The 22,700-nt window shown below is 37.0% G+C and carries 26 protein-coding genes; 24 read left to right on the top strand and 2 right to left on the bottom strand.

The window, feature by feature from the left end; genetic code table 11:
* The first annotated feature begins 8 nt into the window (after positions 1–8).
* The 5 genes from cydS (at position 9) to MHH95_RS14365 (ending at position 4,267) form a co-directional block, all read left to right on the top strand.
* Entirely contained in the window at positions 9–104 is a 96-nt protein-coding gene (gene cydS, locus MHH95_RS18650) for a cytochrome bd oxidase small subunit CydS (protein WP_445683016.1), read from the top strand.
* 158 nt (positions 105–262) lie between these two features.
* On the top strand, positions 263–1,228 hold the full coding sequence (locus MHH95_RS14380) for a quinone oxidoreductase family protein (protein WP_340728141.1): 966 nt from the start codon (positions 263–265) through the stop codon (positions 1,226–1,228).
* A gap of 40 nt (positions 1,229–1,268) precedes the next feature.
* Entirely contained in the window at positions 1,269–1,397 is a 129-nt protein-coding gene (locus MHH95_RS14375; protein ID WP_340728140.1) for a hypothetical protein, read from the top strand.
* Positions 1,398–1,570: 173 nt separating this feature from the next.
* Positions 1,571–3,055 (top strand): S-layer homology domain-containing protein, encoded by a 1,485-nt coding sequence (locus MHH95_RS14370; protein ID WP_340728139.1) that lies wholly within the window; start codon positions 1,571–1,573, stop codon positions 3,053–3,055.
* Between the two features lie 204 nt (positions 3,056–3,259).
* The gene (locus tag MHH95_RS14365; protein ID WP_340728138.1) at positions 3,260–4,267 is read left to right on the top strand and encodes a serine hydrolase domain-containing protein; all 1,008 of its coding nucleotides are present in this window, start codon (positions 3,260–3,262) and stop codon (positions 4,265–4,267) included.
* A 439-nt stretch (positions 4,268–4,706) separates the two neighbouring features.
* Here MHH95_RS14365 and MHH95_RS14360 read toward each other — a convergent pair whose 3' ends face one another.
* Positions 4,707–5,624 carry an EamA family transporter gene (locus tag MHH95_RS14360; RefSeq protein WP_340728137.1) on the bottom strand — a complete coding sequence of 306 codons (918 nt, stop codon included), beginning with the start codon at positions 5,622–5,624 and terminating at the stop codon, positions 4,707–4,709.
* A gap of 175 nt (positions 5,625–5,799) precedes the next feature.
* Between MHH95_RS14360 and MHH95_RS14355 the strand changes: the two genes are divergently transcribed.
* Together MHH95_RS14355 and MHH95_RS14350 are read left to right on the top strand one after the other, a co-directional pair.
* Positions 5,800–6,558: an N-acetylmuramoyl-L-alanine amidase gene (locus MHH95_RS14355; RefSeq protein WP_340728136.1), complete on the top strand. Its 759-nt coding sequence runs from the start codon at positions 5,800–5,802 to the stop codon at positions 6,556–6,558.
* Between the two features lie 55 nt (positions 6,559–6,613).
* Positions 6,614–7,516, top strand: a complete 903-nt coding sequence (locus MHH95_RS14350) for a stalk domain-containing protein (protein ID WP_340728135.1) — start codon at positions 6,614–6,616, stop codon at positions 7,514–7,516.
* Positions 7,517–7,614: 98 nt separating this feature from the next.
* Here the strand turns inward: MHH95_RS14350 and MHH95_RS14345 are convergent, their stop codons facing one another.
* Positions 7,615–7,848, bottom strand: a complete 234-nt coding sequence (locus MHH95_RS14345) for a hypothetical protein (protein ID WP_340728134.1) — start codon at positions 7,846–7,848, stop codon at positions 7,615–7,617.
* A 467-nt stretch (positions 7,849–8,315) separates the two neighbouring features.
* On the opposite strand from MHH95_RS14345, the gene MHH95_RS14340 reads away from it, so the two are divergent.
* From MHH95_RS14340 to MHH95_RS14260, 17 genes are all read left to right on the top strand, one after another.
* Entirely contained in the window at positions 8,316–10,196 is a 1,881-nt protein-coding gene (locus MHH95_RS14340) for an N-acetylmuramoyl-L-alanine amidase (protein ID WP_340728133.1), read from the top strand.
* A 345-nt stretch (positions 10,197–10,541) separates the two neighbouring features.
* Positions 10,542–11,204 carry a DNA-binding response regulator gene (locus MHH95_RS14335; RefSeq protein WP_340728132.1) on the top strand — a complete coding sequence of 221 codons (663 nt, stop codon included), beginning with the start codon at positions 10,542–10,544 and terminating at the stop codon, positions 11,202–11,204.
* A 643-nt stretch (positions 11,205–11,847) separates the two neighbouring features.
* The gene (locus tag MHH95_RS14330) at positions 11,848–12,159 is read left to right on the top strand and encodes a PadR family transcriptional regulator (protein ID WP_445683015.1); all 312 of its coding nucleotides are present in this window, start codon (positions 11,848–11,850) and stop codon (positions 12,157–12,159) included.
* The gene (locus tag MHH95_RS14325) at positions 12,159–12,695 is read left to right on the top strand and encodes a DUF2812 domain-containing protein (RefSeq protein WP_340728130.1); all 537 of its coding nucleotides are present in this window, start codon (positions 12,159–12,161) and stop codon (positions 12,693–12,695) included. The genes MHH95_RS14330 and MHH95_RS14325 overlap by 1 nt, the downstream gene beginning before the upstream one ends.
* A 140-nt stretch (positions 12,696–12,835) precedes the next feature.
* On the top strand, positions 12,836–13,372 hold the full coding sequence (locus MHH95_RS14320; RefSeq protein ID WP_340728129.1) for a DUF2812 domain-containing protein: 537 nt from the start codon (positions 12,836–12,838) through the stop codon (positions 13,370–13,372).
* 14 nt (positions 13,373–13,386) lie between these two features.
* The gene (locus MHH95_RS14315) at positions 13,387–14,289 is read left to right on the top strand and encodes an ABC transporter ATP-binding protein (protein WP_340728128.1); all 903 of its coding nucleotides are present in this window, start codon (positions 13,387–13,389) and stop codon (positions 14,287–14,289) included.
* Complete coding sequence (locus tag MHH95_RS14310) at positions 14,282–15,514, top strand: ABC transporter permease (RefSeq protein ID WP_340728127.1); 1,233 nt, start codon at positions 14,282–14,284, stop codon at positions 15,512–15,514. The genes MHH95_RS14315 and MHH95_RS14310 overlap by 8 nt, the downstream gene beginning before the upstream one ends.
* A gap of 111 nt (positions 15,515–15,625) precedes the next feature.
* Entirely contained in the window at positions 15,626–16,822 is a 1,197-nt protein-coding gene (locus tag MHH95_RS14305) for a class I SAM-dependent rRNA methyltransferase (RefSeq protein WP_340728126.1), read from the top strand.
* Positions 16,823–16,837: 15 nt separating this feature from the next.
* Entirely contained in the window at positions 16,838–17,026 is a 189-nt protein-coding gene (locus MHH95_RS14300; RefSeq protein WP_191701867.1) for a hypothetical protein, read from the top strand.
* A gap of 218 nt (positions 17,027–17,244) precedes the next feature.
* Complete coding sequence (locus MHH95_RS14295; RefSeq protein ID WP_340728125.1) at positions 17,245–17,979, top strand: glucose 1-dehydrogenase; 735 nt, start codon at positions 17,245–17,247, stop codon at positions 17,977–17,979.
* Between the two features lie 271 nt (positions 17,980–18,250).
* On the top strand, positions 18,251–18,604 hold the full coding sequence (locus tag MHH95_RS14290) for a hypothetical protein (RefSeq protein ID WP_340728124.1): 354 nt from the start codon (positions 18,251–18,253) through the stop codon (positions 18,602–18,604).
* Positions 18,605–18,739: 135 nt separating this feature from the next.
* Positions 18,740–19,156 (top strand): VanZ family protein, encoded by a 417-nt coding sequence (locus MHH95_RS18645; RefSeq protein ID WP_445683014.1) that lies wholly within the window; start codon positions 18,740–18,742, stop codon positions 19,154–19,156.
* A gap of 86 nt (positions 19,157–19,242) precedes the next feature.
* The gene (locus MHH95_RS14280; protein ID WP_340728122.1) at positions 19,243–19,461 is read left to right on the top strand and encodes a hypothetical protein; all 219 of its coding nucleotides are present in this window, start codon (positions 19,243–19,245) and stop codon (positions 19,459–19,461) included.
* Positions 19,462–19,545: 84 nt separating this feature from the next.
* Positions 19,546–19,980, top strand: coding sequence for a hypothetical protein (locus tag MHH95_RS14275; RefSeq protein WP_340728121.1), 435 nt, complete (start codon positions 19,546–19,548; stop codon positions 19,978–19,980).
* A gap of 249 nt (positions 19,981–20,229) precedes the next feature.
* Complete coding sequence (locus MHH95_RS14270) at positions 20,230–21,015, top strand: transporter substrate-binding domain-containing protein (protein WP_340728771.1); 786 nt, start codon at positions 20,230–20,232, stop codon at positions 21,013–21,015.
* A gap of 34 nt (positions 21,016–21,049) precedes the next feature.
* On the top strand, positions 21,050–21,715 hold the full coding sequence (locus tag MHH95_RS14265) for an amino acid ABC transporter permease (RefSeq protein WP_340728120.1): 666 nt from the start codon (positions 21,050–21,052) through the stop codon (positions 21,713–21,715).
* Between the two features lie 12 nt (positions 21,716–21,727).
* Entirely contained in the window at positions 21,728–22,471 is a 744-nt protein-coding gene (locus tag MHH95_RS14260) for an amino acid ABC transporter ATP-binding protein (protein WP_340728119.1), read from the top strand.
* Positions 22,472–22,700: the final 229 nt, after the last annotated feature.

Below are 22,700 nucleotides of genomic sequence, written 5' to 3'. Positions count from 1 at the left end.
TGGATTTTATGATGGATTTTTTAATTTTCTACGCACCGTTTATAGTCGTGTTCATCTCTGTACTCGCAGCATTTGTAGTCGCGGTAAAGACAGAGACACATTGATTGGTGCTTCTTGTAAGTAGCTTAGTATTAAATTAAAATACAGACACTATTTTTCTTTAAGAGAAAAATGGTGTTTTTTTGCTGTGCTACAAATTGAATTCTGATATGATCCGAATAATTATGCTAAAATATGGTTATTAGGTTAGGGGGTATTGTCGATGAAAGCGATTATTCAAAGAGAATTTGGGGATGCAAATGTTCTTACATATGCGGATATTGAGCAACCGAAAATAGGAGATGGAGAATGTTTAATAAAAGTATCCTATACAAGTGTCAATTACGCTGATATAAAAAAACGGATTGGCAACAAAGGACAAGGGAATTTCCCATTAATATTAGGCTTAGATACTGCGGGGACTATTGTAGAAACTGCTCCTGATTCAAAATTTTCTATTGGAGACCGTGTTATTGCTTTTCCTAAAGGTGGATCCTATGCAGAATATGTCCGTGCTAATGAAAAGCTAGTATTTAAAATTCCAGACACGCTTTCATTTGAACAAGCTGCTGCCATGCCGACTGTTTCTATCTTATCGTATATGCTTTTACATGAAATTGGACAAGTAAAAATGACCGATACAATTGTAATACATAGTGCTGCGGGTGGCGTAGGTTCGATGCTAATACAGTTAGCAAAATTAGCAGGTGTTGAACGAATCATTGGAACAGTTGGCAACATCGACAAAGCAAGCTATGTTAAAAAACTTGGAGCGAACATAGTTTGCACATATGAAACATTTACAGAGGAAGTTTTGAACGTAACCAAGAATCGAGGGGCAAACATTATATTCGATTCGGTTGCCGGTGATGTCACAAGTAAGAGTTTAGACTGCTTAGCGTTATATGGCACCCTCGTACAATTCGGAAATAGCAGTGGGAAAGCCGGACAATTGAAAACAAGTGATGTCCACAGCAGTTGCCGAAACATTAAAGGTTTTAGCTTAGGTACAACGAGAGCACATGATCCATTACGACTGGCACCGGTTGCCGAAAAAGTCATTGAACTTTTTAATACGAAACAGCTTTCACTTCCAATCGCGCAAATTTTTAATTTAAAAGATGCTGCAGCAGCACATCAATTAATTGAAAGCCGGAATTATGAAGGAAAAGTATTGTTGAAAGTTTGAAGGAATGATTAATACCTCACAACGATAAAGGGGGGATTCCATGACATCCATCTTCGTTCATGGATTAGGGCAAAATTCAATAGAGAAATCAACAAATAAAATCGTAGAAAAGCAAGTGGAGCAAAATAAATTGTTAGAAGAAATTAAAGCAAAATTAAAAGAACGATAGAATAAAAGATTCTCACTATAAAGTTCATATTTTTAATAATACTGGGAATTAAAAATTAATAAGGTAATATAGTTTATGGGAAGATTATAGAAAAGAATTCTTATATTCATATACGATTAAATAAGTTTTTTTCAAAATAATGAATCCTAGTAAAACAGAGAGGGAGCTAGTGAATGAAGAGAAAACTTTTTGCAGCGTTCAGCGCACTAATGCTTGCGTGTAGTTTACCTTTAACCGCTACATTTGCCGCAAGTACAAACCAATTTTCAGATGTACCGCCTTCAAAGTACTTTGCTGAAGCGGTTTATGATTTAGCAGAACGGAATATTATAGGAGGTTATCCGGACGGTACATTTAAACCTGGAAACTCCATTACACGCGGACAAGCGGCGGCAATTATTGCGAAGCTTATCAAATTGGATACAGCCAAAGTAAAGGACCCTAAATTTAAGGATGTTACGACAGCAAATGGTTTTTATAAAGCGATTGCAGCTATGGCAGAAAAAGGTATCATTCGAGGGTATGGAGATGGTCGTTTTGGACCGAATGATCCGATCACACGTGGACAAATGGCTTCGATTCTTGTAAAAGCGTTCGATTTACCGCGCTATGACTACTCGTCTCACAAAAATCCATTTGAAGATGTGAAAACAAGTGCCGGACACAATCCGAACATCCTGATTATCCATCGACTTGGTATCACGGGAGGAACAACTCCTACTACATTCAGTCCGAATGTAGCGATTACAAGAGGACAAGCGGCCAAAATGATGCAAGCTACCGAAGAAGCGAAATCACAAATTGTAACGTTGCGGGCAAGTGACTTCAACTGGGAACAGTTTAAAATGTACGATTCGAATCATAGTGATTCAGGTTTATTCAATGCAGTTGCAGGGAGCAATGAATTGAATGGTAGAACTTCTGATAAACTTCATTTAGTCCCGCTTAAAGAAGGGACGGGCACATTACAAGTCGCTTTAGTCTATTCAGGGAATCCTGACAAGAAGTATTATCGAAAATATTATATAACGATTAAAGAAGTGGACGGAAAACTGAAGTTGTCGCTTGAAGAGACACAAGATTTTCTTACTACACCTGCTGTAATCGATGTGAAGAATAAAAAAGCGGTACAAAACGTTTCGTTATATACAATGGACGGGACCAAACTATCGGATCGTGTTGATTTTACAAAATGTCTTTCATACAGCCCATCGGATTGCAAAAACAGCAATCAAACAGATCCGGAGGGCAAGTATAATAACATTCGTATCGGAATCGAAAAGCCGGGTCGGTATATTGCCATCATCCGTGATATTGACGGCGAAGAAGTAAGGTACGGGATTGAAGCGGTAAGTCTCAGCCCGCATTTTAATTATAGCATTCGAGTACTAGAGGAGAAGACAACCGATTCAGTGGATCTTGGCGCAAGCTACCACATCGGAAATCATATTTTACCAAAAGGATCTGAGGAAATTGCTATGGTGACACGTGCTGAGGGAACGAACGAGTTCACTGTCGAAGGAAAGAAAAAGGGCAGCTTTACGATTAAATTACCCGACCATAAAAAGACGGATCTTTTAGGGGTAGAGGTATATGTTGAGCAGTTAGGTCCGATTATTAATGTAAATATTTATGAAGATATCGATATGCATATGTAATTGGTGAGGTTACTACAGAAGCAGACATGATGTATATGTCTGCTTTTTGTTATGTATGGGGGCAAATAAAAATGAAGTTCACCTAAAATGAGTCCTATGTTAAAATGGAATTGCCAAGTTTTGTTATTCCGAAAATATTATTCGGGAAATCCATGTAAACCAGTTTTTATCTTACTACAATCATTCAATATGAAGGAGAATAAGATGAAAATGAAAAAGGTTAATGAAATAATTGAAAAAATCGACTTTTCAGGAACAGTTTTAGTAAAAAGAAATCATCTAGTCATACAGCAGTTCAGTAATGGCTATGCCAATCGTTCATACGAAGCATTGAATAATAAGCAAACACGCTTTGGTATTGCTTCCGGCTGCAAAATCTTTACAGCCGTTGCCATTTGCCAGCTCGTTGAAAAAGGACAGCTGTCTTTTGATACGAAGTTATCGGATGTGTTAGATATAACATTTCCTCATTTTGACCCGGACATTACGATTCATCATTTACTCACACATACAGCAGGGATACCGGATTATTTCGATGAAGAAGTGATGGATGATTTTGAAGAATTATGGGTGAAGCATCCGATGTATTTAATGCGTAGCGGGAGTGATTTTTTACCGTTATTTCAAAATGAACCGATGAAGCTAGGTGTCGGTGAACGATTCCATTACAATAACGCCGGTTATATACTGCTTGGACTTGTCGTTGAGAAAATTAGCAGTAAGTGTTTTGAGATGTATATAGAGGAATCGGTTTTTAAAGTGGCTGGTATGAACGACTCAGGCTACTTTGCAATGGATGCTTTACCGGAAAATACTGCGCTAGGCTATATTGACAATGAGGATGGATCGTGGAGGTCAAACATTTATTCCGTTCCTGCAAAGGGTGGGGCAGACGGTGGCGCTTTTGTAACGGTCGAGGATATGTATCGTTTTTGGAAGGCGCTTTTTGATTTTACATTATTAAGCGAGCAGATGACGAAGCAGCTGTTAACGCCGTATATCCACACCGACGATGACTATGACCGATTTTACGGGTACGGGGTTTGGATTGATGTTCACGATTCGAACATTACAAAATACCATGTAATGGGCTATGATCCGGGAGTAAGCTTCCATTCTGCCTATTACCCGGAAAGCGATGAAATTACAGTAGTATGTTCGAACAAAAGTGAAGGGGCTTTTGACGTCTTTAAGGCAATTGAAACTATGTAAACATGAAAACCAACTAGCGTAATTTAGACTAGTTGGTTTTCGTTTTCTAATATGTTGGTTTAATGTGCTAATATATAGTGAAAAGTGCTAATAAAATCCTGGTTTGCTAATATATCGGCTGCATGTGCTAATAAGCTGCTGAAATGTGCAAATATCATCCGGAAATCTTCTAATATCAGGGATGAAATTTCTAATATACGGATAAAAGTTCTAATATAATCCCGGCTTCGAAAACCGATTCCAGGTGCTAAAAAATCAGTTGAATATTCTAATATATTGCGAAAAGTGCTAATAAAATCCCGGTTTGCTAATATGTCGGCTCCATTTGCTAATAAGCTTCTGAAATGTGCAAATATCACCCGGAAATCTTCTAATATCCATACCAAAGTTTCTAATATCCGATCTAAATGTTCTAATAAAATTTCTCTTCAGACCGACTTCATTCCGATACAACATCCTGCTTCTGATCCGCCTTCAACGCAATATAGATCATCATAGCTAAAATCAGCGAAGTGCCGAACCATTGGAAGCTGCCAAACGGTTCCTTCAGCCATAAAACAGTTGCCAACACGGCAGTCAATGGCTCAATATTGCCCAGCAAGCTTGTTTCTTTCGCAGTAAGGGTTTGCAGACTTTCGATATAAAACCAAAAAGCGAGCATCGTGCCGAAAATAATGACGATGATTAAATAAAAGACAGTCGATCCAGTCCAATTCGAAACGTCAACATCCCAAGGTGGCTGCACAAAACTCATCGTAACTCCTGCAAGCAGCATACCCCAACCAACCACAACAAGTGAATCAAACCGCTGCAGCAGAGGAATGGCATAAAGTGTATAAAAGGCAAGCGACAAACCAGAAAGCAGTCCCCAAATAATCGCCGGGAGCGGTACGGCAAATGCAGACAGCGAGCCATTTGTTAATAAAAAGAAGCTACCGCAAAGAGCTAACACAATTGTTACAGCATCTTTTTTTGTAAACTTAGACTGTCCACGCAGTGTGACCCATACAATTATCATGACAGGTGCCAAATATTGTAGCAAAGTTGCGACCGCTGCATTTCCTTCTTTAATCGATGCCATATATGTGTATTGCACAGCGAGCATGCCGACAATTCCAAAGGTAACCAATCGGAATACTGTGTATTTCTGACGCCAAATTTCTAAAATTTGATGATGATCTTTAAATATTGCCTGGGTAATTAAGAGTAATATACCAGCAATTACAAGCCGTGTCGAGACAAGCCAGCTCACTTCAATACCTTGAGAAAACAGCTGCTGTGACATCGTTCCACCGATTCCCCAGAAAAAACAGCCGCTTACAACCAATATAAAGCCAATCATTCTTTTGTTTTTCATGCCTAACCCTCACATTATGTATAGTCTCTTCATTGTAACGAATTTTTATACGAAACTCTATGTTGGTTTTCATAACTGTGTGACGAGTATATAACTATTTTAATATAATTAATGAAATCGCTGTCCCTTTTCCGGGATTTTAAGGACATACACATACAAAAAGAGGTGAATTATCATGTTAACAATTAGTGCAGGTCATTTTGGTAAAGGTACAGGAGCAAGGGGCTTTCTTGATGAAGGAGAGGAAAATATTGAGGTTGTAAAGCAGCTTGGGAAAAAACTAAGTCAAAAAGGAATCATCACCCATACAATCATTGATACCCATTCGAAAAATAAGCAGCAAAATTTATCGTATTTAATCAGACAACATAACGCCACACAACGGCATTTAGATGTGAGTATTCATTTTAATGCTACTGCGGAAAAACAAAAATCAGGAATCGGCACGGAAGTATTGTATATAAACCCGGCGATAATGCCATTTGCCCAGAAAATGAGTCGACAAGTCGCTAAAGCAGGGAGATTTAAAGATCGGGGGGCCAAGCTACGTAAAGACTTAGCTTTTTTAAAAGGAACAGCCAAAAAAGCTATCATCATTGAAATTTGCTTTGTCAGCTCAGAGGAAGATATACAGTTATACCGAGCAAGTAAAGAACAAATTATCGAAGCTATTGCGGAAACTTTAAAAAGCTATGTATCAGGGACGACCCCATTACCCAAGCAGACGCCGACAATTTCAAGTCCTACTTTGCAGCAAGCGGTGGAAACTTTATTTAATGATAAACTAGCAGTTCGTCAGCAATTGGAACATGGCATTCAATCTGGCGCTTATCAACGGATATGGTTGGATAATTTTGAACAGGGTAAGTTAACGCTATACGACTATTTAGCCCTCACCGCACTGCAATTTCAAAAAAATAAACATTTTGTGTAACCTTTATGGAATTGAATCGACTAATGTAGTGAAATTACCGAAAGGGTGGGATATTATGAAAAAAATAGTACCTTTAGCATTATCAGCATTTTTATTAGGAACAATGACTGCAGGAGCAGAACAGCCACTGAATAAAGAAGGGGCTGAGCAAGTTGTGAAGGAAGCAACATTTGCGAAGTATTCCGGAGAAATAACTGAAGTTAAACAAATGGAAACATCAAAACTTTATACAGCTAAAGTAGATGAAAATATTTTCCACTTCCATGTTGATGATAAAACACTCGTTTTTGATCAACAAGGCAATGAGGTGGAATTACAGGTTGGGGATACAACTTCAATTTATATCTTTGCCGACCAACCAATGATTTTAATTTATCCGCCTCAATACTCACCGGCAGTGGTGATAGTGGAGAAAGAAGATGCAGCTGGCTCAGTAAAGGTTGCGCAATTTGATGAAAATCTTCTAAGTGATGACGGCGAATTAAAGCTGAACTTAGATGAAAAAGCTGACATTGTAAATACAAAAGGTGAAAAAGTCGATGCAAAAGATTTAAAAAATTATAATGCTGCTGTCTTTTATGGACCAACAACGAAAAGCATCCCGGCTCAAACTTCACCTGAGAAAATTATCGTATTTCCAAAGCATGAAGATGCTGAGGAAGTAGAAACACCTGAAATCGCACCGGAAATCCAGGCTATTATTGGTGGGGATTATAAGGAAGTCGATGGAAAAATCATGGTACCTTTACGTCTTATTGCAGAAGAAATGGACTTTAAAGTTACTTCTACAGGTAAAGGGGCTATTCTTTCAAAAGGTGCACTTTCGTACACAATAACGCGCGGTGAAAAAGCATATGGCCACAATCGTGCACTGCATTATTTTGAAGTCGCACCTGAGTTATTGGAAGAAAATAAAACTTATGTTGAACTTAGCTTTGCAGAAGAATTGCTTCAATAGTTTATGTCAGGCTGAAATTCACTACTAAGGTGAGTTTCAGCCTTTTTATTAGAAAAGTACATAAAAAAGTCCTCTACGAAAAGAGGAATTTGTAGATTTTAGTTTAGGTTCTTTCTTTTAAATACCAAGAAGTTTGGAAATAAAAATAGGGCAATACCAATTATCAAATACCATCCCTTGCCGTCGTAGGAAATCATCAATATCAATTCCCAAGCGTTTGATGGACCGGAATGAGGACCATTGCTGAAGGGATAAGAAAAAATGAACGGTAATACACCTATAAACGTAAAAATGATTCCGAATAGCAGTGAGATAGTAGCAAAGATTTTCATTGAACAGCCTCCTTAATATCAATAATATTCTGACAACTTATCAAATTCAATAAAAAGTTCTTACTATATATATGAGGAGGGCGAGGTATGTGAAAAAAAAGTTTTAGCTTCAAGTTTGAAAAATAACGCTCTAAAAATAACGAATGCTCCAATTGAATCAGCCTTTCTTTTAACGGATGCTAGAAAATCGTTTCCATCCTATCACATAGGAGATTTTGCTGGATCATTTAAAAATTTGGGTTGACTTTCCAGAAGGTCTTATAAACGGCGGAAATACCTAATTTTAGAGGACATGAAATATACTATTTACCCGATTATTTTCCTCTATAAACAAAAAGTTTATCGGATGTAATCATTTTGTAACTATAATGTAACAAGATTTTGATATTAAATATGGATTTACCTCTATTTATTTCCTTATTTCTACTATACAATGATGGAGACAGCTTATGAAAGGATAGGGAACAATGAATCAAAAATTGATTACATTGGTTGTTGCAATCTTCCTCGTTTGTACACTAGCTGTTACACCGACATCAGCTAAAGTAGTATTTGCAGATGTTGCGACAACCGATGCCACTTACGAAGAAATCCAATACTTAATTAGCTTAGGCGCAATTAAAGGATATCAGGAGAAGGGCAACACATATTACAAACCAAACATGAGTGTGACTCGTGCACAGGCTGCTAAAATGGCAGTGATTGCTGCAGGAAAGAGTCCACTTAAAGTAAGTAAATCTTCTTACTCAGATGTTAAGGTCGGTACAGAACAATCCACTTATATTGAGCGAGCAAAACAGCTTGGATTGTTTTCAGCAAAGTCTGGAAAATTTTCTCCTAATGCACCCCTGTCACGTGAAGAAATGAGCCATGTATTAGCAGTGGCTTTCAATTTAAATGTCAATGACTACAAGGACTTAGCGATTGTTTTCCCAGATGTAACGACATCGAATACATATGCTTCGTATATAAAAGCAATTTATTATAACGGGATTACAAAAGGAAATGATGGCAGATTTATGCCGAAAAGCTCGGTAACTCGAGCACAGTTTGCATCATTTATAGCGCGTGCTAAAAGTGAAGAATATCGCCTTGCATTACCAGATCAACTGGATGCTGTTGATGTGACACAAGTGATCGGTCTAGTATCGGTAACGACTGATGGCTTAAATGTCCGTACAGGTCCGAATACGTCAAGTACAGTAATTGGAAGAGTTAATACAGGCGGTAAATTATCTGTCTATGCAGTAGAAGGGAACTGGTTAAAAGTATCTTATCAAGGTTATTACGGTTATATCAGTAAGTCATATGCCAAATTCCTTGAACAAGATGGTAATGCAATAGGTCCATCGATTAAGGCTGTCACAGCAAATGCAACATTGAACCTATATTACAAACCAACTTCTTCTTCAAAAAAAATAACGCAAATTTCAGCTGGAGCAGCATTGTCTGTTTATAAAGAAATGGGCGGGTATTATTTAACGACTGTTGATGGAGTACCTGGCTACATTGTAAAAGCGAGTACGACAGTTGTAGGCGGTTCTGTTGTGGAACCTCCAAAAGTAGATGACGAAAAACCTGTCGCAACGACAAATACAATTGGTAAAGTAACGGTTGCGAGCTTAAATATGCGTCAATCAGCATCAGGCTCATCAAAAACAATCAAAACGTTATCAAAAGGCTCAGTTATTGCAGTTCATTCGATTAACGGCTTTTGGGCAAAAGTTACAGCAGGCAAAGATACGGGCTATGTTCATAAATCATATATTAAATTGATGAATGAAAAAGGCAGCGCTGTAAAAGACCGTATTATTATTCTAGATCCAGGGCATGGCGGTAAAGATCCAGGTGCCGTTAACTCAGGTCATACGGAAAAAGCGATCGTATTAAAAGTTTCCAACCTTGTAAAACAAAAGCTTGAAGCTGATGGTGCGAAAGTGCAGATGACTCGTTCTGGCGATACGTATCCTTCGTTACAGGAGCGTGTGAAATTTACGCAGGACAAGTTCGGTGAAATTTATGTGAGTATTCATGTAAACGCAGCAACATCTACAAGTGCACAAGGAACAGAAACGTACTATAGTATCAGTTCAGGTGACCAGTTTGAAGAGGATAAAAAGCTTGCCACTTATATTAATACAGAGATTGTCAATAATGCGAAAATGAAAAATCGCGGCGTTAAAGAAGCGCAATACTATGTAACGCGCAATATGATCATCCCTTCTGTATTAGTTGAGCTTGGATTTATCTCAAATGCTGAAGACCGCAAAAAGTTAGTTGACGATAAATATGTAGAAATTTATGCACAATCTATTTATAACGGGATTGTGGATTACTATAAAAAATAAGTTTTATATGGCCGATTCCTTTATGGAGTCGGTTTTTTTGTGTACTTATTGACAAATTTTAGGTATTTATTAAACTAGAAATAGTTATCCTCGAATGCTCCTACACACACCGTTAAATAGACGGAGAAATTCCGCTTATTCAAAAAATAAAGTAAAACAACGCCAAAATAAGGGGAGCAATTCCGCTTATTCACCTCAAAAGCATAAAATTGAAAGTATTTTATTCAAATAGGCGGAAATCTTACCCTTATTTCCCGCTAAAACGACTCCAATATAAAAATAACAGTAAAATCTCCGCTTATTTTCTTATAATCCCACATTTAAAATTATAGAGGAGGGCTTTTTATGAGTTTTGAAGAAGAATATCAAGTTTTTTTGAACAGGCATGTACAAGCAAGAAACGGGGAAAGGCTGCGGCGACTAAAAGAAGGTCATAATCAGGCAGAGATGTTGTTTTTGAAGCAAGTGTGGTGGCCTTTATTTTCCCATTTTAATTACCTTCATCCGGAATATGAAGTCGATGATTTTAAGGATGGTAAAAGGTATTTGGATTTTGCCTATATCCGTCCCGGTATCCGGATTTGTTTTGAAATTGATGGGTATGGTCCACACTTGAAGAATATAAGCAGATGGCAGTTTGCCGATAACCTCGAACGGCAAAATCAGCTAGTGATTGACGGATGGACTGTAATCCGATTTTCTTATGACCAAGTGAAAGAGAGGCCCCGACGCTGTCAGCAAATAGTTCAGCAAGTATTCGGGCAACGGTTAGGAGATAAACTGGATTATACATCTTTAACCTATTATGAAAAAGAAGTTCTTCGTCTGGCAGTTCGGAAAGGGGAAGCGATTTTTCCGAAAGAAGTTGAATCATATTTAAAACTAAGTGACAAGCCAGCAAAAAAAGTATTAACTCAATTAGTCGAAAAAAAACTGCTTATTCCTGCTTCTGGTAACAAGCGGATCCGTTCATACCGACTGGGAAATCATGTGAGGGATCCAATTTGAAAATAAACGGAGAGATTCCGCTTATTTGGAAAAAAACATAAAAAATAGCCAAAATAACCGGAGCAATTCCGCTTATTGACTAAAAAAACACAAAAATTAATCACTACAAACTCAAATAAGCGGAAAACCTCCCCTTATTTCCCCACTAAAACGGCTCCAAACTATAAATAACAGCAAAATCTCCGCTTATTTTCTTCTTAACAGAAAACTTACCGAGAGAAAACTCCTACTTCATACATCATATGGTGAAAAGTGGATCCGTATAGGATGCTTCTGGACAAACATAATGCGGTTAATCACGTATTTTTTCTGCATTAATAAATAATAATTATCTAAATAATTGTGAAATGGGCGATTTAAGGGGGCGATTTTTATGAAGATCTTTCAAGGAATTATAATAGGCCCGTTAATTGTCGACAAAAAGCCTATTTCCTGGTGATTTTTGTCTTTTTTTCATTGCTCTAAATGAAAAATCCCTCTACGCTACAATTCCCCCATGACAGAATTTCCACCCGTTACCTATCCACAAACAAATTAATTCCCACCATAATTTCCAAAATTTTGTTGACACAATATATCAGCCTCCGATATATTATATATCAAGAGCCGATATATCAGATGTCGATAGAACGGAGTGATTTTGTTGCAGCAACCTTTAACAGAGGGGGTTTATTATATTTTGTTGGCACTATATGAACCGCGCCATGGATATGGAATTATGCAGATCGTCGAGGAATGGAGCGATGGGCGTGTAAAGTTAGGCGCGGGAACAACTTACGGTGCACTGAAAAATTTACAGGAAAAGAAATTTATCGAAACTTTAGCGGGGGAAGGACGAAAAAAAGAGTATGTCATTACAGCGCTTGGCAAACAGATTGTCGAAGCTGAAGTTACCCGCATTAAAGAGCTCTATAACAGCGGTAGAAAAATTATACAAGCGGAAGGAGATTTGTGATGCGTAAATTTAAAATTTTCCTGGATGATGCGAAAGAAGAAAAGTGGATTAACGATATGGCAACTGAAGGCTGGTATTTCCAAAGCTTTCACTTTCCATTCTACACTTTTGCAAAAGGTCAACCAGGTGAATATGAATACCGTTCAGAAATGCTTGAAGGATTCGGTTACGGAAAAGCAGTAAATGAGTATTTGGACTTTGTGCAAAGTACAGGTGTAGAAGTTGTACAAAAACGATTTAACTGGGTTTATTTCCGTCAGCATAAAAGTAAGGGTGATTTTGAGCTTTATAGTGATCCAGTTTCAAAGCTCTCTTATATAAACCGAATTTATACCCTTTATGGAACCGTGGCTGTATTAAATTTAATATTTGCCCTATTTAATGGGGTGATGACAGTGTTTGAGAATAGTTTTCATTTTAACAGCTTTATTGCTGGACTGAACACCGGCGTTTTCATAGCACTATTATACCCACTGGCAAAAACAATTTACCGTAAACAGAATTTAAAAAAAGAAATCGCGTTGTATGAAAATTAATGCTCAATTAAAATTTTTTACAATATATTGAAACTTTAACGAGGGAAGCACGTAAAAAAGAGTATGTCATCACATCTTGGCGAATTGTTACTTCCCGCATTAAAGTCCTTTATAAAACATATAAGCAAAGGGGATATGTGATGCGTATATTTAAGTTTTTCTTTGATGATGCGAAAGAAGAGAATTGGATTAATGACATGGCAAATCAAGGCTGGCTTCTTAAAAAAATACGATTCTCATTTTATTACTTTGAGCAGGGCGAGCAAGGTGAATACGAGTACCGTCTTGAAGTACTTGATCACTTTCTTAAAGGGAAAGATGTGAAAGAATACTTGGACTTTACAGAAAGCGCTGGGATCGAGCTAATACAAAAACGTTTAAACTGGTTATATTTCCGCCAAAACAAAAGCAAAGGTCCGTTTGAATTATATAGTGATGCCTCTTCGAAATTAAACTATTTCAATCGAATGCTGTCGATATATTATCCATTACTATTTATTAATTTCCTGGCGGCTTGTACAAATGGTGCGTTTGCGTTGGGGGAACTTACGTATGATGTAAATTTCCTCATCAGTGTTATGAATCTACTTGCTGTGCTCTTACTAATCGTTCCGACAATCAATGTTATAAAGCGAAAACGTATTTTAAAAAAAGAAATGGCTATGTTTGAAAATTAAGGAGGGAAATGAGAATGGTGTTACAACTAAAAGATGTTACAAAGAGATACAGAGATTTTGTGGCAGTCGACCGGCTTAATTTTACAATTGAAAAAGGTGAAATTTTCGGGTTAATCGGTCAAAACGGAGCAGGAAAAACGACGACATTCCGCATGATTTTGGATTTGCAGGATACGACAGAAGGCTTAATTACGTGGGATGGGCAACCGATTAAATCAGTCGATCGTGATATTTTAGGCTATTTACCGGAAGAGCGCGGTATTTTCCCGCAAATGAAAGTTGAAGAGCAGTTGTACTTCTTCGGTGAGCTTCACGGTATGGATAAGGCGGAAATTAAAAAGGATATCGATTTTTGGATTCAACGCTTTGATCTGGAAGAAAAGCGCAATGTAAAAGCAGAAACACTTTCAAAAGGTAATAAACAAAAGGTACAGCTTATTGCGAGCTTTATCCATAAACCTAAGTTTTTAATTTTAGATGAGCCGTTTAGCGGATTGGATCCGGTCAATATGGAGCTGCTGAAAGATGCGATTCTTTATTTACGTGATCAAGGAATGACGATTTTATTTTCAAGTCACCAAATGGATAATGTCGAGGAGCTGTGTGATCATCTATGTTTATTAAAACGTGGTGAATCATTGTTCTCTGGCTCATTGCTCGATTTGAAAAAGCAATACGGCAAAACGAAATTGACAGTGCGAACAGACAAATCATTTGAAGAGTTAAGCAAGTTCCCTGGTGTAGTTCAAGTGAAAATGGAGCGTGACTCACAGGCAGTACTGACTTTGGAAGACGAATCTTATGCACCAGCTATATTCGATTTGCTTTCCAATGGGGGCTATATGGAAAAGTTCAGTTTAGATTATTTATCATTGCATGAGATCTTCAAAGAGAAAGTAGGTGCTGGCCTTGTCTAAATTTATGGTGCTCGTCAAACAACTGTATAAACAAAAAGTAACAGCTAAGTCATTTATATTAACTACATTACTTTATTTAGTCGTCCTTGCGGGAATTATGTACTGGTCGGAAATTAGAGACCTAATTTTTTCTGGCGATGCTGACACGATTGCTGTTGTAAATGAAACAAATTTTGACGTAACGGAAGTACTGCAAAATACAGATGATTACGAATACGAATATGTAACAGCAGGTGAAGTCGCGGAGAAATTAAAAGACGGGGACTATTATGCAGCCTTTACATTAACGGATGCTGACGGAAAACTGGCAGCAAAAATTGAATCCTATGATCCATTACCGTTAAATGACCAGTCAAACTTTCAAGAGATGCTAAGTCAGGCAGGTCAGCTTTATGCAATGAGCCAACTTGATCTGTCACCGGAGCAACAGCAACTTTTATTATCATCTGAACCGATCATTACACTGAATTCAATTAATGAAGCAGCAACAGATGGTAAGTCCGCTGATGAAAAAATGGCCGGCGTATTTATTTCGTATGCTATCGGAATTATTATTTATATTTTTGTCGCAACCTATTTATCAATTATTACGACAGACGTGGCTTCAGAAAAAGGGTCACGTGCACTGGAAATGTTACTTGTAAGTGTAAAGCCTGAAATCCACTTCCGTTCGAAAATCGTTGGTGTATTTTTAGTCGCACTTACACAGTTTGTCATCCTATTCGGTGGCTTACTGTTGCTGCTACGCTTCTCAGACGGGGGCAACAAATGGTCCATCGTAACGGATTTACTTGATTCGATGTCAATTAGCTATTTCCTTTATGTGATGGGATTCCTGTTCTTAACAATCTTCATGTATTTAATCATCGGGGCGCTATTCGGTTCACTTGTTTCAAAGGTAGAGGAAGCAGGTCAAGTGATGATGCCGGCAATGATGTTAACACTTGTAGGGTTTTATGTCATGCTTACAGGTATGGGTAACCCGGATACAATGCTAATAAAAGTATTCTCTTACATTCCATTTACTTCAGGAATGGTAATGCCGATGCGATTGGGTGCAACGGATATAAGTGCAATCGAACCAATTATTAGCTTCGCTGTATTATTAGGTACTGTATTAGTTTTATATTTCTTAAGCTTATCATTCTACAAACGAAGTGTTCTAACGTATTCTTCGGGTGGTATTATTGAAAAAATGAAAACAGTATTTAAAGTGACGACTTAATGGTGTGAGTAGCTATTGTCCGTCATTCGTAGTAAACTAAAGAAGTACGGAGAGATTTGTATACACAAATCTCTCTTTTTTTGAACGAAAAACAGTAGTAAGGATGAAAACATGAGAAAAAAAGTAGAATTACAAGTAGATGCAAAAGCGATTAAAGATTTAACGAATGGCTATCCGCTTATTTTAAAAGACGCGATTGTAACTAATGAAGTATCAATCGAAGAAGGCAGCCTACTGCATTTAGTCGATAAAAACGGTGGTTATATTGCAACTGGCTATTACGGTGCACAAAATAAAGGAATTGGCTGGGTCCTTTCTCGTAAAGAAAAAGAACTGATTGATGTAAAGTTTTTTGCGAAAAAAATTCGCGAAGCTGCTGAAAAGCGTGCTGACTTTTTTGCATCCGAGCTAACGAGTGCATTCCGCGTATTTAACGGGGAAGGCGATGGCATTGGCGGTTTGACAATTGATTTCTTTAACGGCTTTTACATGGTGAGCTGGTATAGTGAAGGCATTTATTCATTCCGCACAGAGATCTATGAAGCCTTGAATCAAGCAGTAAATACACGTGGTGTGTATGAAAAACTGCGCTTCAATACGAACGGTCAATATATCGATCAGGACGATTATGTATCAGGTGAAAAAGGTGAGTTCCCGTTAATCGTGCAAGAAAATGGCATGAATTTTGCGGTTGATCTAAATGATGGGGCAATGACAGGTATTTTCCTTGATCAGCGTAATGTACGCAAAGCTTTAAGAGACAGCTATTCTCTAGAGAAAACGGTACTGAATACATTTTCTTATACAGGTGCATTTTCTGTAGCAGCAGCACTTGGTGGCGCGGCAGGCACAACGAGTGTAGATTTGGCAAAACGAAGCTTGCCAAAAACGATTGAACAATTTAGTGTGAATGGTATTGACTTTGAATCACAAGATATTAAAGTAATGAATGTTTTTGATTACTTTAGCTACGCGGCTCGTAAAGGCTTGAAGTTTGATGTTGTGGTCCTTGATCCCCCAAGCTTTGCCCGTACGAAAAAAATGACATTCAGCACGGCTAAGGATTATCCGAAGTTGTTGAAGGATGCATTAGCTATTACAAATGACAATGGGGTTATCATCGCCTCAACTAATAACGCTAGCTTTAATATGAAAAAGTTCAAAACGTTTATTGACAAAGCGTTTAAAGATGCCGGTACTCGCTATAAAATTCTGGAAGAGCACCAATTACCGGAAGACTTTACGGTGCCACACAACTTCCCTGAATTCAATTATTTAAAAGTTGTTATCATACAAGTGATCAACTAAATGGAGTGATTTTACATGAAATATAATAAAACAATTATGCTAAAACTTATAAATGAACATCGCGAGCTACATGATGAATTAAAGAAATTAAAATCAGAAATGGGTCTTGAGAAAAACTTTGCTGTTAAAGCATTGTATCATTCTGCAGTGGCAGAAGATGGCCCGTACATGAAGGATTATCAAGATTTAGAACGACTACGTTAATACAAGCACCGCAACACTTTTTCACAAGTGTTGCGGTGTTTTTTATATCATTAAAATAAAATGCTAAAAAGCAAATTTATGGGGCATAATTTTGTATATAAGTGAACAAATTTAGGAGAAATGTTCATCAAAAGTTTGTTTGTTTTGCAGGAAAAATATAGGTATTGTATAGATGAGAAGTGGTAGTAACTATCGCTTATTCTAAGGAGGAAATTCATATGTCTCGTTTATTAGGTAAAGTAGCAATTATTACAGGGGCAGCACAAGGTATGGGTGCAGCACATGCAAAAGCATTTATCGAACAAGGTGCTAAAGTAGTTTTAACAGACTTAAATGAAGAAAAAGGTATTGCATTTGCTGCAGAATTAGGCGAAAACGCTTTATTCATTAAGCAAAATGTTGTTTCTGAAGAAGAGTGGGCAACAGTTGTAGCGAAGGCAGAAGAAGCTTTCGGTCCAGTAAATATATTAGTAAACAACGCAGGTATTTCATTAAATAAATTTATGCTCGAGTTATCTTTGGACGAGTACATGAAAATCGTAAACATTAACCAAGTATCTGTATTTTTAGGTATGAAGGCTGTTGCAGGATCAATGGCGAAAGCTGGAGGCGGTTCAATTGTAAACATCTCATCTATCAACGGTTTAGTTGGTGGAGCAGTTGGTTACACAGATACAAAATTCGCAGTGCGCGGTATGACAAAAGCAGCAGCACTTAACTTAGCGCATATGGGTATTCGCGTAAACTCAGTACACCCAGGTGTAATTGCAACACCGATGATTATGCAAGAAGATGCAAAAGAAGCGATCGAAGAATTTGCAAAACATATTCCTCTAAAACGCGTATCTCAACCAGAAGAAGTATCGCAATTAGTAGTATTCTTAGCTTCTGATGAGTCTAGCTACTCTACAGGCGCTGAATTCGTCGTAGATGGCGGGATTACAGCTCAATAAGAAGTAAATTTACTGAACGAATTTGGGATAAATTCAACTCAAATTTCAAAGCTGTTTAAATATGAATTTTGGGCATGAGTTTGATATGGGACTCATGCCTTTTTAATTTTGTGTCTGCTTCGTTAGCCATTGATTTCTCCGTTACCTCTACACGAATCTCTCTGCTACGTGTCTTTCCCCGAGAGTCATTAAACTACTAATTTTCCCTCTAAATTAAATAAATTACCGAATTATATGTAAATTTATGGTAAAGTTGGGTTGAGGTGGAGGGGTGAAGAACTTATTTTTTGTAATCTCTTTCCTTTCATTAAACTTCCTTTTATTTGGGTGCAGTAATGAAAATCAGAAAGAGATCAATGAAGTAGAGAAAGTATATTTGGAAATGCGGGAAATTGCATGGACGAGTTTGAGTGACATGGCAAAAGAAACAGTGATTGGTAATTGGGAAGATGCCAAAGTTACAGAGGAAAGCATTATTAATGAAAGACAAACAAACGGGGAGGAAAAGCTACTAAAAGTCTTGAAAGTAGAATTTACTACAACTCAAGATCGATTTTTAGGACCAATCGGGATTTATATTGATCCTTCTACTAAAGAAATAGTTAGTAGAGATATAAGAATGTAAAAATGTGCTTGGGGTATGAGGAAATAATAAAATTAGACAAATCGCTGTAACAAGTGAGTCACATTCGAATAGAGGTGTTATTTAAGTATGTTTAATAATATTTGAAAGTTTCTTTTCTCAATATACATATTATTAGTGCTAAATTTTATAGTGATTAAGTTCAATGGAGAGGTACAACTTGTTATCAATAAGATACAATCGAATATCCAGCGTAGAAATAATGGAGAATCATTTGCAAACTTAGTTCCTTTTAGAACAATTGAAACTTATATAAGTGATTTGAGTTTTAGTGTAGCTTTTATGAACATTTTTGGTAATATCATTCCATTTATACCGTTGGGTTTTTTAATACCAATGGCTTTTCCCTCTCGAAGAAATTTAATCAAAACAATGATTTCTTGCTTTTTAATCATAATCAGTGTAGAAACTCTCCAACTAATTTTGCTTTTAGGCATTTTTGATATAGATGATATTATTTTAAACTTACTAAGTTGTTTTATAGGGTTTATACTTTTTAAAGCGTATAAGAAAATCTTTAAAGTAGTTTCTTGAATTTAGTTAATCTTACTATTAGGCCCTTGTTAGGTGTAAAGGACTGTATCGTATAACAATTCCAAAACGGGGGAGGTTAGAGCTTTATGGAAACATTAGTTCCTTTATCATTAATAGGTATTCCACTTTTTTCGATAGTGCTTTGTGTCAATACTATCAACTTGCTAAAAATTATAATCCATCATCCAGATCAATCTGTAAAAAAACAAACTTTTATAATTAGTGTCAGCGTTGCTTACATACTTTTTTCATTTGCTTGTCTATTCATTGCCATTGCCGACTCAATTTTATGGGCATCTAATTAAGCTTTTTAAAAGGGTTAACAATATCATGTAGAGAAAAAATATGAGGTTTATTTATATAATACTAAATGTTCTTGGGGGGATATGATGAAATATAGTAGAACTACATCACGAAAGCTTATTCTATCATTATCGTTTCTAGTTCTTGCTGTCAATATAGCGAGTTGGCAAAATCCATCTGTAAATTGGGTATCGTTAGCGGTATTTGTCTTCGGTGTATGCAATGCTTTTATAACATATCAAGTAGTAATAAACAAACATACAATTAGTTATACGATTAAACTCTTTGGTTTAAAGATTTATAACAAGAAAATAATTCATACGGATGTTATAAAAATTACGTTTAAACGAATGGGTTGGAATGCAAAATTAGCTGTCATTAAGGTTCGAAAATGGCTTCCGATTCGTGTTGGTTATTTTAAACCAAATGATGTATATGAAGATTTAATCGTATTTTGCGAAGAAAATGCTGTGCCTTATCGTAAAACCAAAGATTATACGATAATTGAGAAAATGGGATAATAAAAAAACTCATCATTTTTAAAAAAATTATTTTATTTTTTATAATTTATTAGGGGTTAATTTTCTACCTATAGCAATAATATCTGCGAAACGAACCATTTTACATTGAATAATTATGCAAAGAGTGTCAGGTGCCGTAAAGGTGTCTGGCACTTTTTGTTTGAGTGGACACCTAAAGGGGTATTCACTTTTATTGTAAGGTACTTAGCAAAAGATCTTAGAAATATAGGAAAGGGAATGGTAGGTAATATGCAGTTTAATAAAAGAATCATATTCATTTTCAGTTTACTCGCGGTTTGCTTCTTATCTGCGTGTGCAGAGAAAGAGAAGCTTGCCGATGGATCTGAACTGATACATAAAGATCAATTTGTTTTTGCTGCTTCTGGCGAATTTAAGCCATTTAGTTATGTAAATAATGAAGATCTTAGCATGTCCGGCTTTGATATTGAAGTTGGCGAAGCGATCGCAAAGGAACTCGGTCTTGAGCCGGTTCAAAAGCGGATTAAGTTTAAAGGAATTGTTGAAGGTGTCAAAACGGGCCGTGCAGATGTAGCTGTAGCCAGCCACACGATTAATCCACAGAGAAGCAAACATGTTTCCTTCAGTACCCCCTATTATTATTCTGGACCGCAAATTTTCACGAGACCTGACAGTGACATTGAAACTGTCGACGATTTAGCGGGTAAGGAAGTAGCTGTAGCAAAAGGTTCAACCTATTCTGATACAGCCTCCAAGTATACAGACAATATTAAAACCTATGACAGTGATATCACAGCTTTACAAGCGTTAAGCAGCGGCCGTCATGATGCGGTAATCACCGATTTTGTGACCGGAAAAAATGCTGCAAAAGAAGGCTTTAAAATTGAGGGTAGGGAGCTAATTGAGCGCAGTGAACAAGCGATTGTACTTCCACAGGATAACCCGAACTTATTAAAGCGAGTGAACGAGGCGCTGGAAAATCTCCGGGAAGATGGAACACTTACTGAAATCAGTATGAAGTATTTTGGTGAGGATATTACAAAAAAACCGGAATAATTCAATTTATTAAAGAAGAAAGGAAGTATGTACAGTGCCAAGTTTTTCACATTTTTTAGACGTATTAATAGAAAACAAAGATGTTTTTCTTAAAGCAATGCTCTTAACATTAGAGCTGACGGTTGTATCAATTCTGATTGGTATCGTAATCGGACTTTTCTTTGCCTTAATGAAAATTTCTAAAATTAAAGTATTAGAACTTATATCAGATATCTATGTCTTTTTAGTCCGAGGAACACCGTTAATTGTTCAAATTTTCATCCTCTACTTCGGTCTTAGCGGGCTTTTCCTGATTCCTGATTTTTGGGCTGCTTCACTTGCGTTAGCGTTACATAATGGCGCTTATATTTCTGAAATCCTTCGTGGGACAATCCAAGGAGTAGATAAAGGTCAAATGGAGGCAGGACGCTCATTAGGGATGACTAAAGTGCTGACATTAAGAAGAATTATTCTTCCTCAGGCATTCCGCCGTGCTCTTCCACCGCTTGGCAACCAGTTTATTATTGGGTTGAAAGATTCGTCATTAGCTGCATTTATTTCCATGAATGAACTCTTTAATGTAGCGACAACACTCGGGTCGAATAATTTTGATGAAATGACTTATTTACTCATTGTAGCAGTCTACTACTTAGTGCTGGTAGCATTGTTAACATTTATAGTAAACCGATTAGAAAAGAAATTAGCAATTAGCGATAGGTAGGAGGCAACACCAATGGAAGCAAAGGAAATGATTAAAGTCAATCAATTGAATAAGTCATTTGGTGACTTGCATGTATTAAAAAATATCGACATGACCGTTTACGAAAGCGATGTTGTTTGTTTAATAGGATCAAGTGGTTCAGGGAAAAGTACGCTTCTTCGCTGTCTGAACTTTTTAGAAAGAAAAGATAGCGGCAGTATTATTATAGAAGGTAAAGAAGTCGATCCTAGCAACGACGATTTGAATAAGATTAGAGAAAAGGTCGGAATGGTGTTTCAGCATTTCAATCTATTCCCTCATAAAACCGTTTTGGAAAATATTATTGAAGCACCGGTTATGGTAAAGGGCGTTGACAAAAAGGTCGCAACGTCCAAAGCAAAAGAATTACTAGGAAAAGTTGGCTTGGAAGATAAGGCCGATGTCTTTCCTAATAAACTATCAGGTGGGCAAAAGCAACGGGTAGCCATTGCAAGAGCGCTTGCAATGGAACCAGACATCATGCTTTTTGATGAGCCGACTTCAGCCCTTGATCCAGAGCTTGTGGGAGAGGTTTTAACCACGATGAAAGAACTGGCTAATGAAGGAATGACGATGGTAGTTGTTACACATGAAATGGGATTTGCTAGAGAAGTAGCCGATTGGATTGTGTATATGAACGAGGGAGAAATTATCGAGCGCGGCGATCCAGAGCAATTTTTCGAACATCCGAAAGAGGAACGAACGAAAGAGTTTTTAAAGACAACAATGTTGAAATGAACAAACGAGGATTCTGTCTATATATGTAGGCAGAATTCTTTTTTTTCAATTTAATGAAAAACAAGTTAACAGATGGATTAGTTTTACTATATAATAGAATACGAAGCAACTTCGAGTTTGTTTGAAGTTGTTACTTTTAGGGTTAACATTATTTTGCAAGAAATGTTTGTAATGGTTTGTAATCTGTTTGTAATGGGTATTTAACATCAGGTTAATGAACTTCAAAATT

The organism is Solibacillus sp. FSL K6-4121 (assembly GCF_038002585.1).
GTDB lineage: Bacteria > Bacillota > Bacilli > Bacillales_A > Planococcaceae > Solibacillus > Solibacillus faecavium.
This window is presented reverse-complemented; position numbering and strand designations above follow the sequence as displayed.

Excerpts from the sequence above, each read along its gene's own strand:
- cydS (WP_445683016.1), top strand. The coding sequence starts at position 9 with ATGATGGATTTTTTAATTTTCTACGCACCGTTTATAGTCGTGTTCATC.
- MHH95_RS14380 (WP_340728141.1), top strand. The coding sequence starts at position 263 with ATGAAAGCGATTATTCAAAGAGAATTTGGGGATGCAAATGTTCTTACA.
- MHH95_RS14375 (WP_340728140.1), top strand. The coding sequence starts at position 1,269 with ATGACATCCATCTTCGTTCATGGATTAGGGCAAAATTCAATAGAGAAA.
- MHH95_RS14370 (WP_340728139.1), top strand. The coding sequence starts at position 1,571 with ATGAAGAGAAAACTTTTTGCAGCGTTCAGCGCACTAATGCTTGCGTGT.
- MHH95_RS14365 (WP_340728138.1), top strand. The coding sequence starts at position 3,260 with ATGAAAATGAAAAAGGTTAATGAAATAATTGAAAAAATCGACTTTTCA.
- MHH95_RS14360 (WP_340728137.1), bottom strand. The coding sequence starts at position 5,624 with ATGAAAAACAAAAGAATGATTGGCTTTATATTGGTTGTAAGCGGCTGT.
- MHH95_RS14355 (WP_340728136.1), top strand. The coding sequence starts at position 5,800 with ATGTTAACAATTAGTGCAGGTCATTTTGGTAAAGGTACAGGAGCAAGG.
- MHH95_RS14350 (WP_340728135.1), top strand. The coding sequence starts at position 6,614 with ATGAAAAAAATAGTACCTTTAGCATTATCAGCATTTTTATTAGGAACA.
- MHH95_RS14345 (WP_340728134.1), bottom strand. The coding sequence starts at position 7,848 with ATGAAAATCTTTGCTACTATCTCACTGCTATTCGGAATCATTTTTACG.
- MHH95_RS14340 (WP_340728133.1), top strand. The coding sequence starts at position 8,316 with ATGAATCAAAAATTGATTACATTGGTTGTTGCAATCTTCCTCGTTTGT.
- MHH95_RS14335 (WP_340728132.1), top strand. The coding sequence starts at position 10,542 with ATGAGTTTTGAAGAAGAATATCAAGTTTTTTTGAACAGGCATGTACAA.
- MHH95_RS14325 (WP_340728130.1), top strand. The coding sequence starts at position 12,159 with ATGCGTAAATTTAAAATTTTCCTGGATGATGCGAAAGAAGAAAAGTGG.
- MHH95_RS14320 (WP_340728129.1), top strand. The coding sequence starts at position 12,836 with ATGCGTATATTTAAGTTTTTCTTTGATGATGCGAAAGAAGAGAATTGG.
- MHH95_RS14315 (WP_340728128.1), top strand. The coding sequence starts at position 13,387 with ATGGTGTTACAACTAAAAGATGTTACAAAGAGATACAGAGATTTTGTG.
- MHH95_RS14305 (WP_340728126.1), top strand. The coding sequence starts at position 15,626 with ATGAGAAAAAAAGTAGAATTACAAGTAGATGCAAAAGCGATTAAAGAT.
- MHH95_RS14300 (WP_191701867.1), top strand. The coding sequence starts at position 16,838 with ATGAAATATAATAAAACAATTATGCTAAAACTTATAAATGAACATCGC.
- MHH95_RS14295 (WP_340728125.1), top strand. The coding sequence starts at position 17,245 with ATGTCTCGTTTATTAGGTAAAGTAGCAATTATTACAGGGGCAGCACAA.
- MHH95_RS14280 (WP_340728122.1), top strand. The coding sequence starts at position 19,243 with ATGGAAACATTAGTTCCTTTATCATTAATAGGTATTCCACTTTTTTCG.
- MHH95_RS14275 (WP_340728121.1), top strand. The coding sequence starts at position 19,546 with ATGAAATATAGTAGAACTACATCACGAAAGCTTATTCTATCATTATCG.
- MHH95_RS14270 (WP_340728771.1), top strand. The coding sequence starts at position 20,230 with ATGCAGTTTAATAAAAGAATCATATTCATTTTCAGTTTACTCGCGGTT.
- MHH95_RS14260 (WP_340728119.1), top strand. The coding sequence starts at position 21,728 with ATGGAAGCAAAGGAAATGATTAAAGTCAATCAATTGAATAAGTCATTT.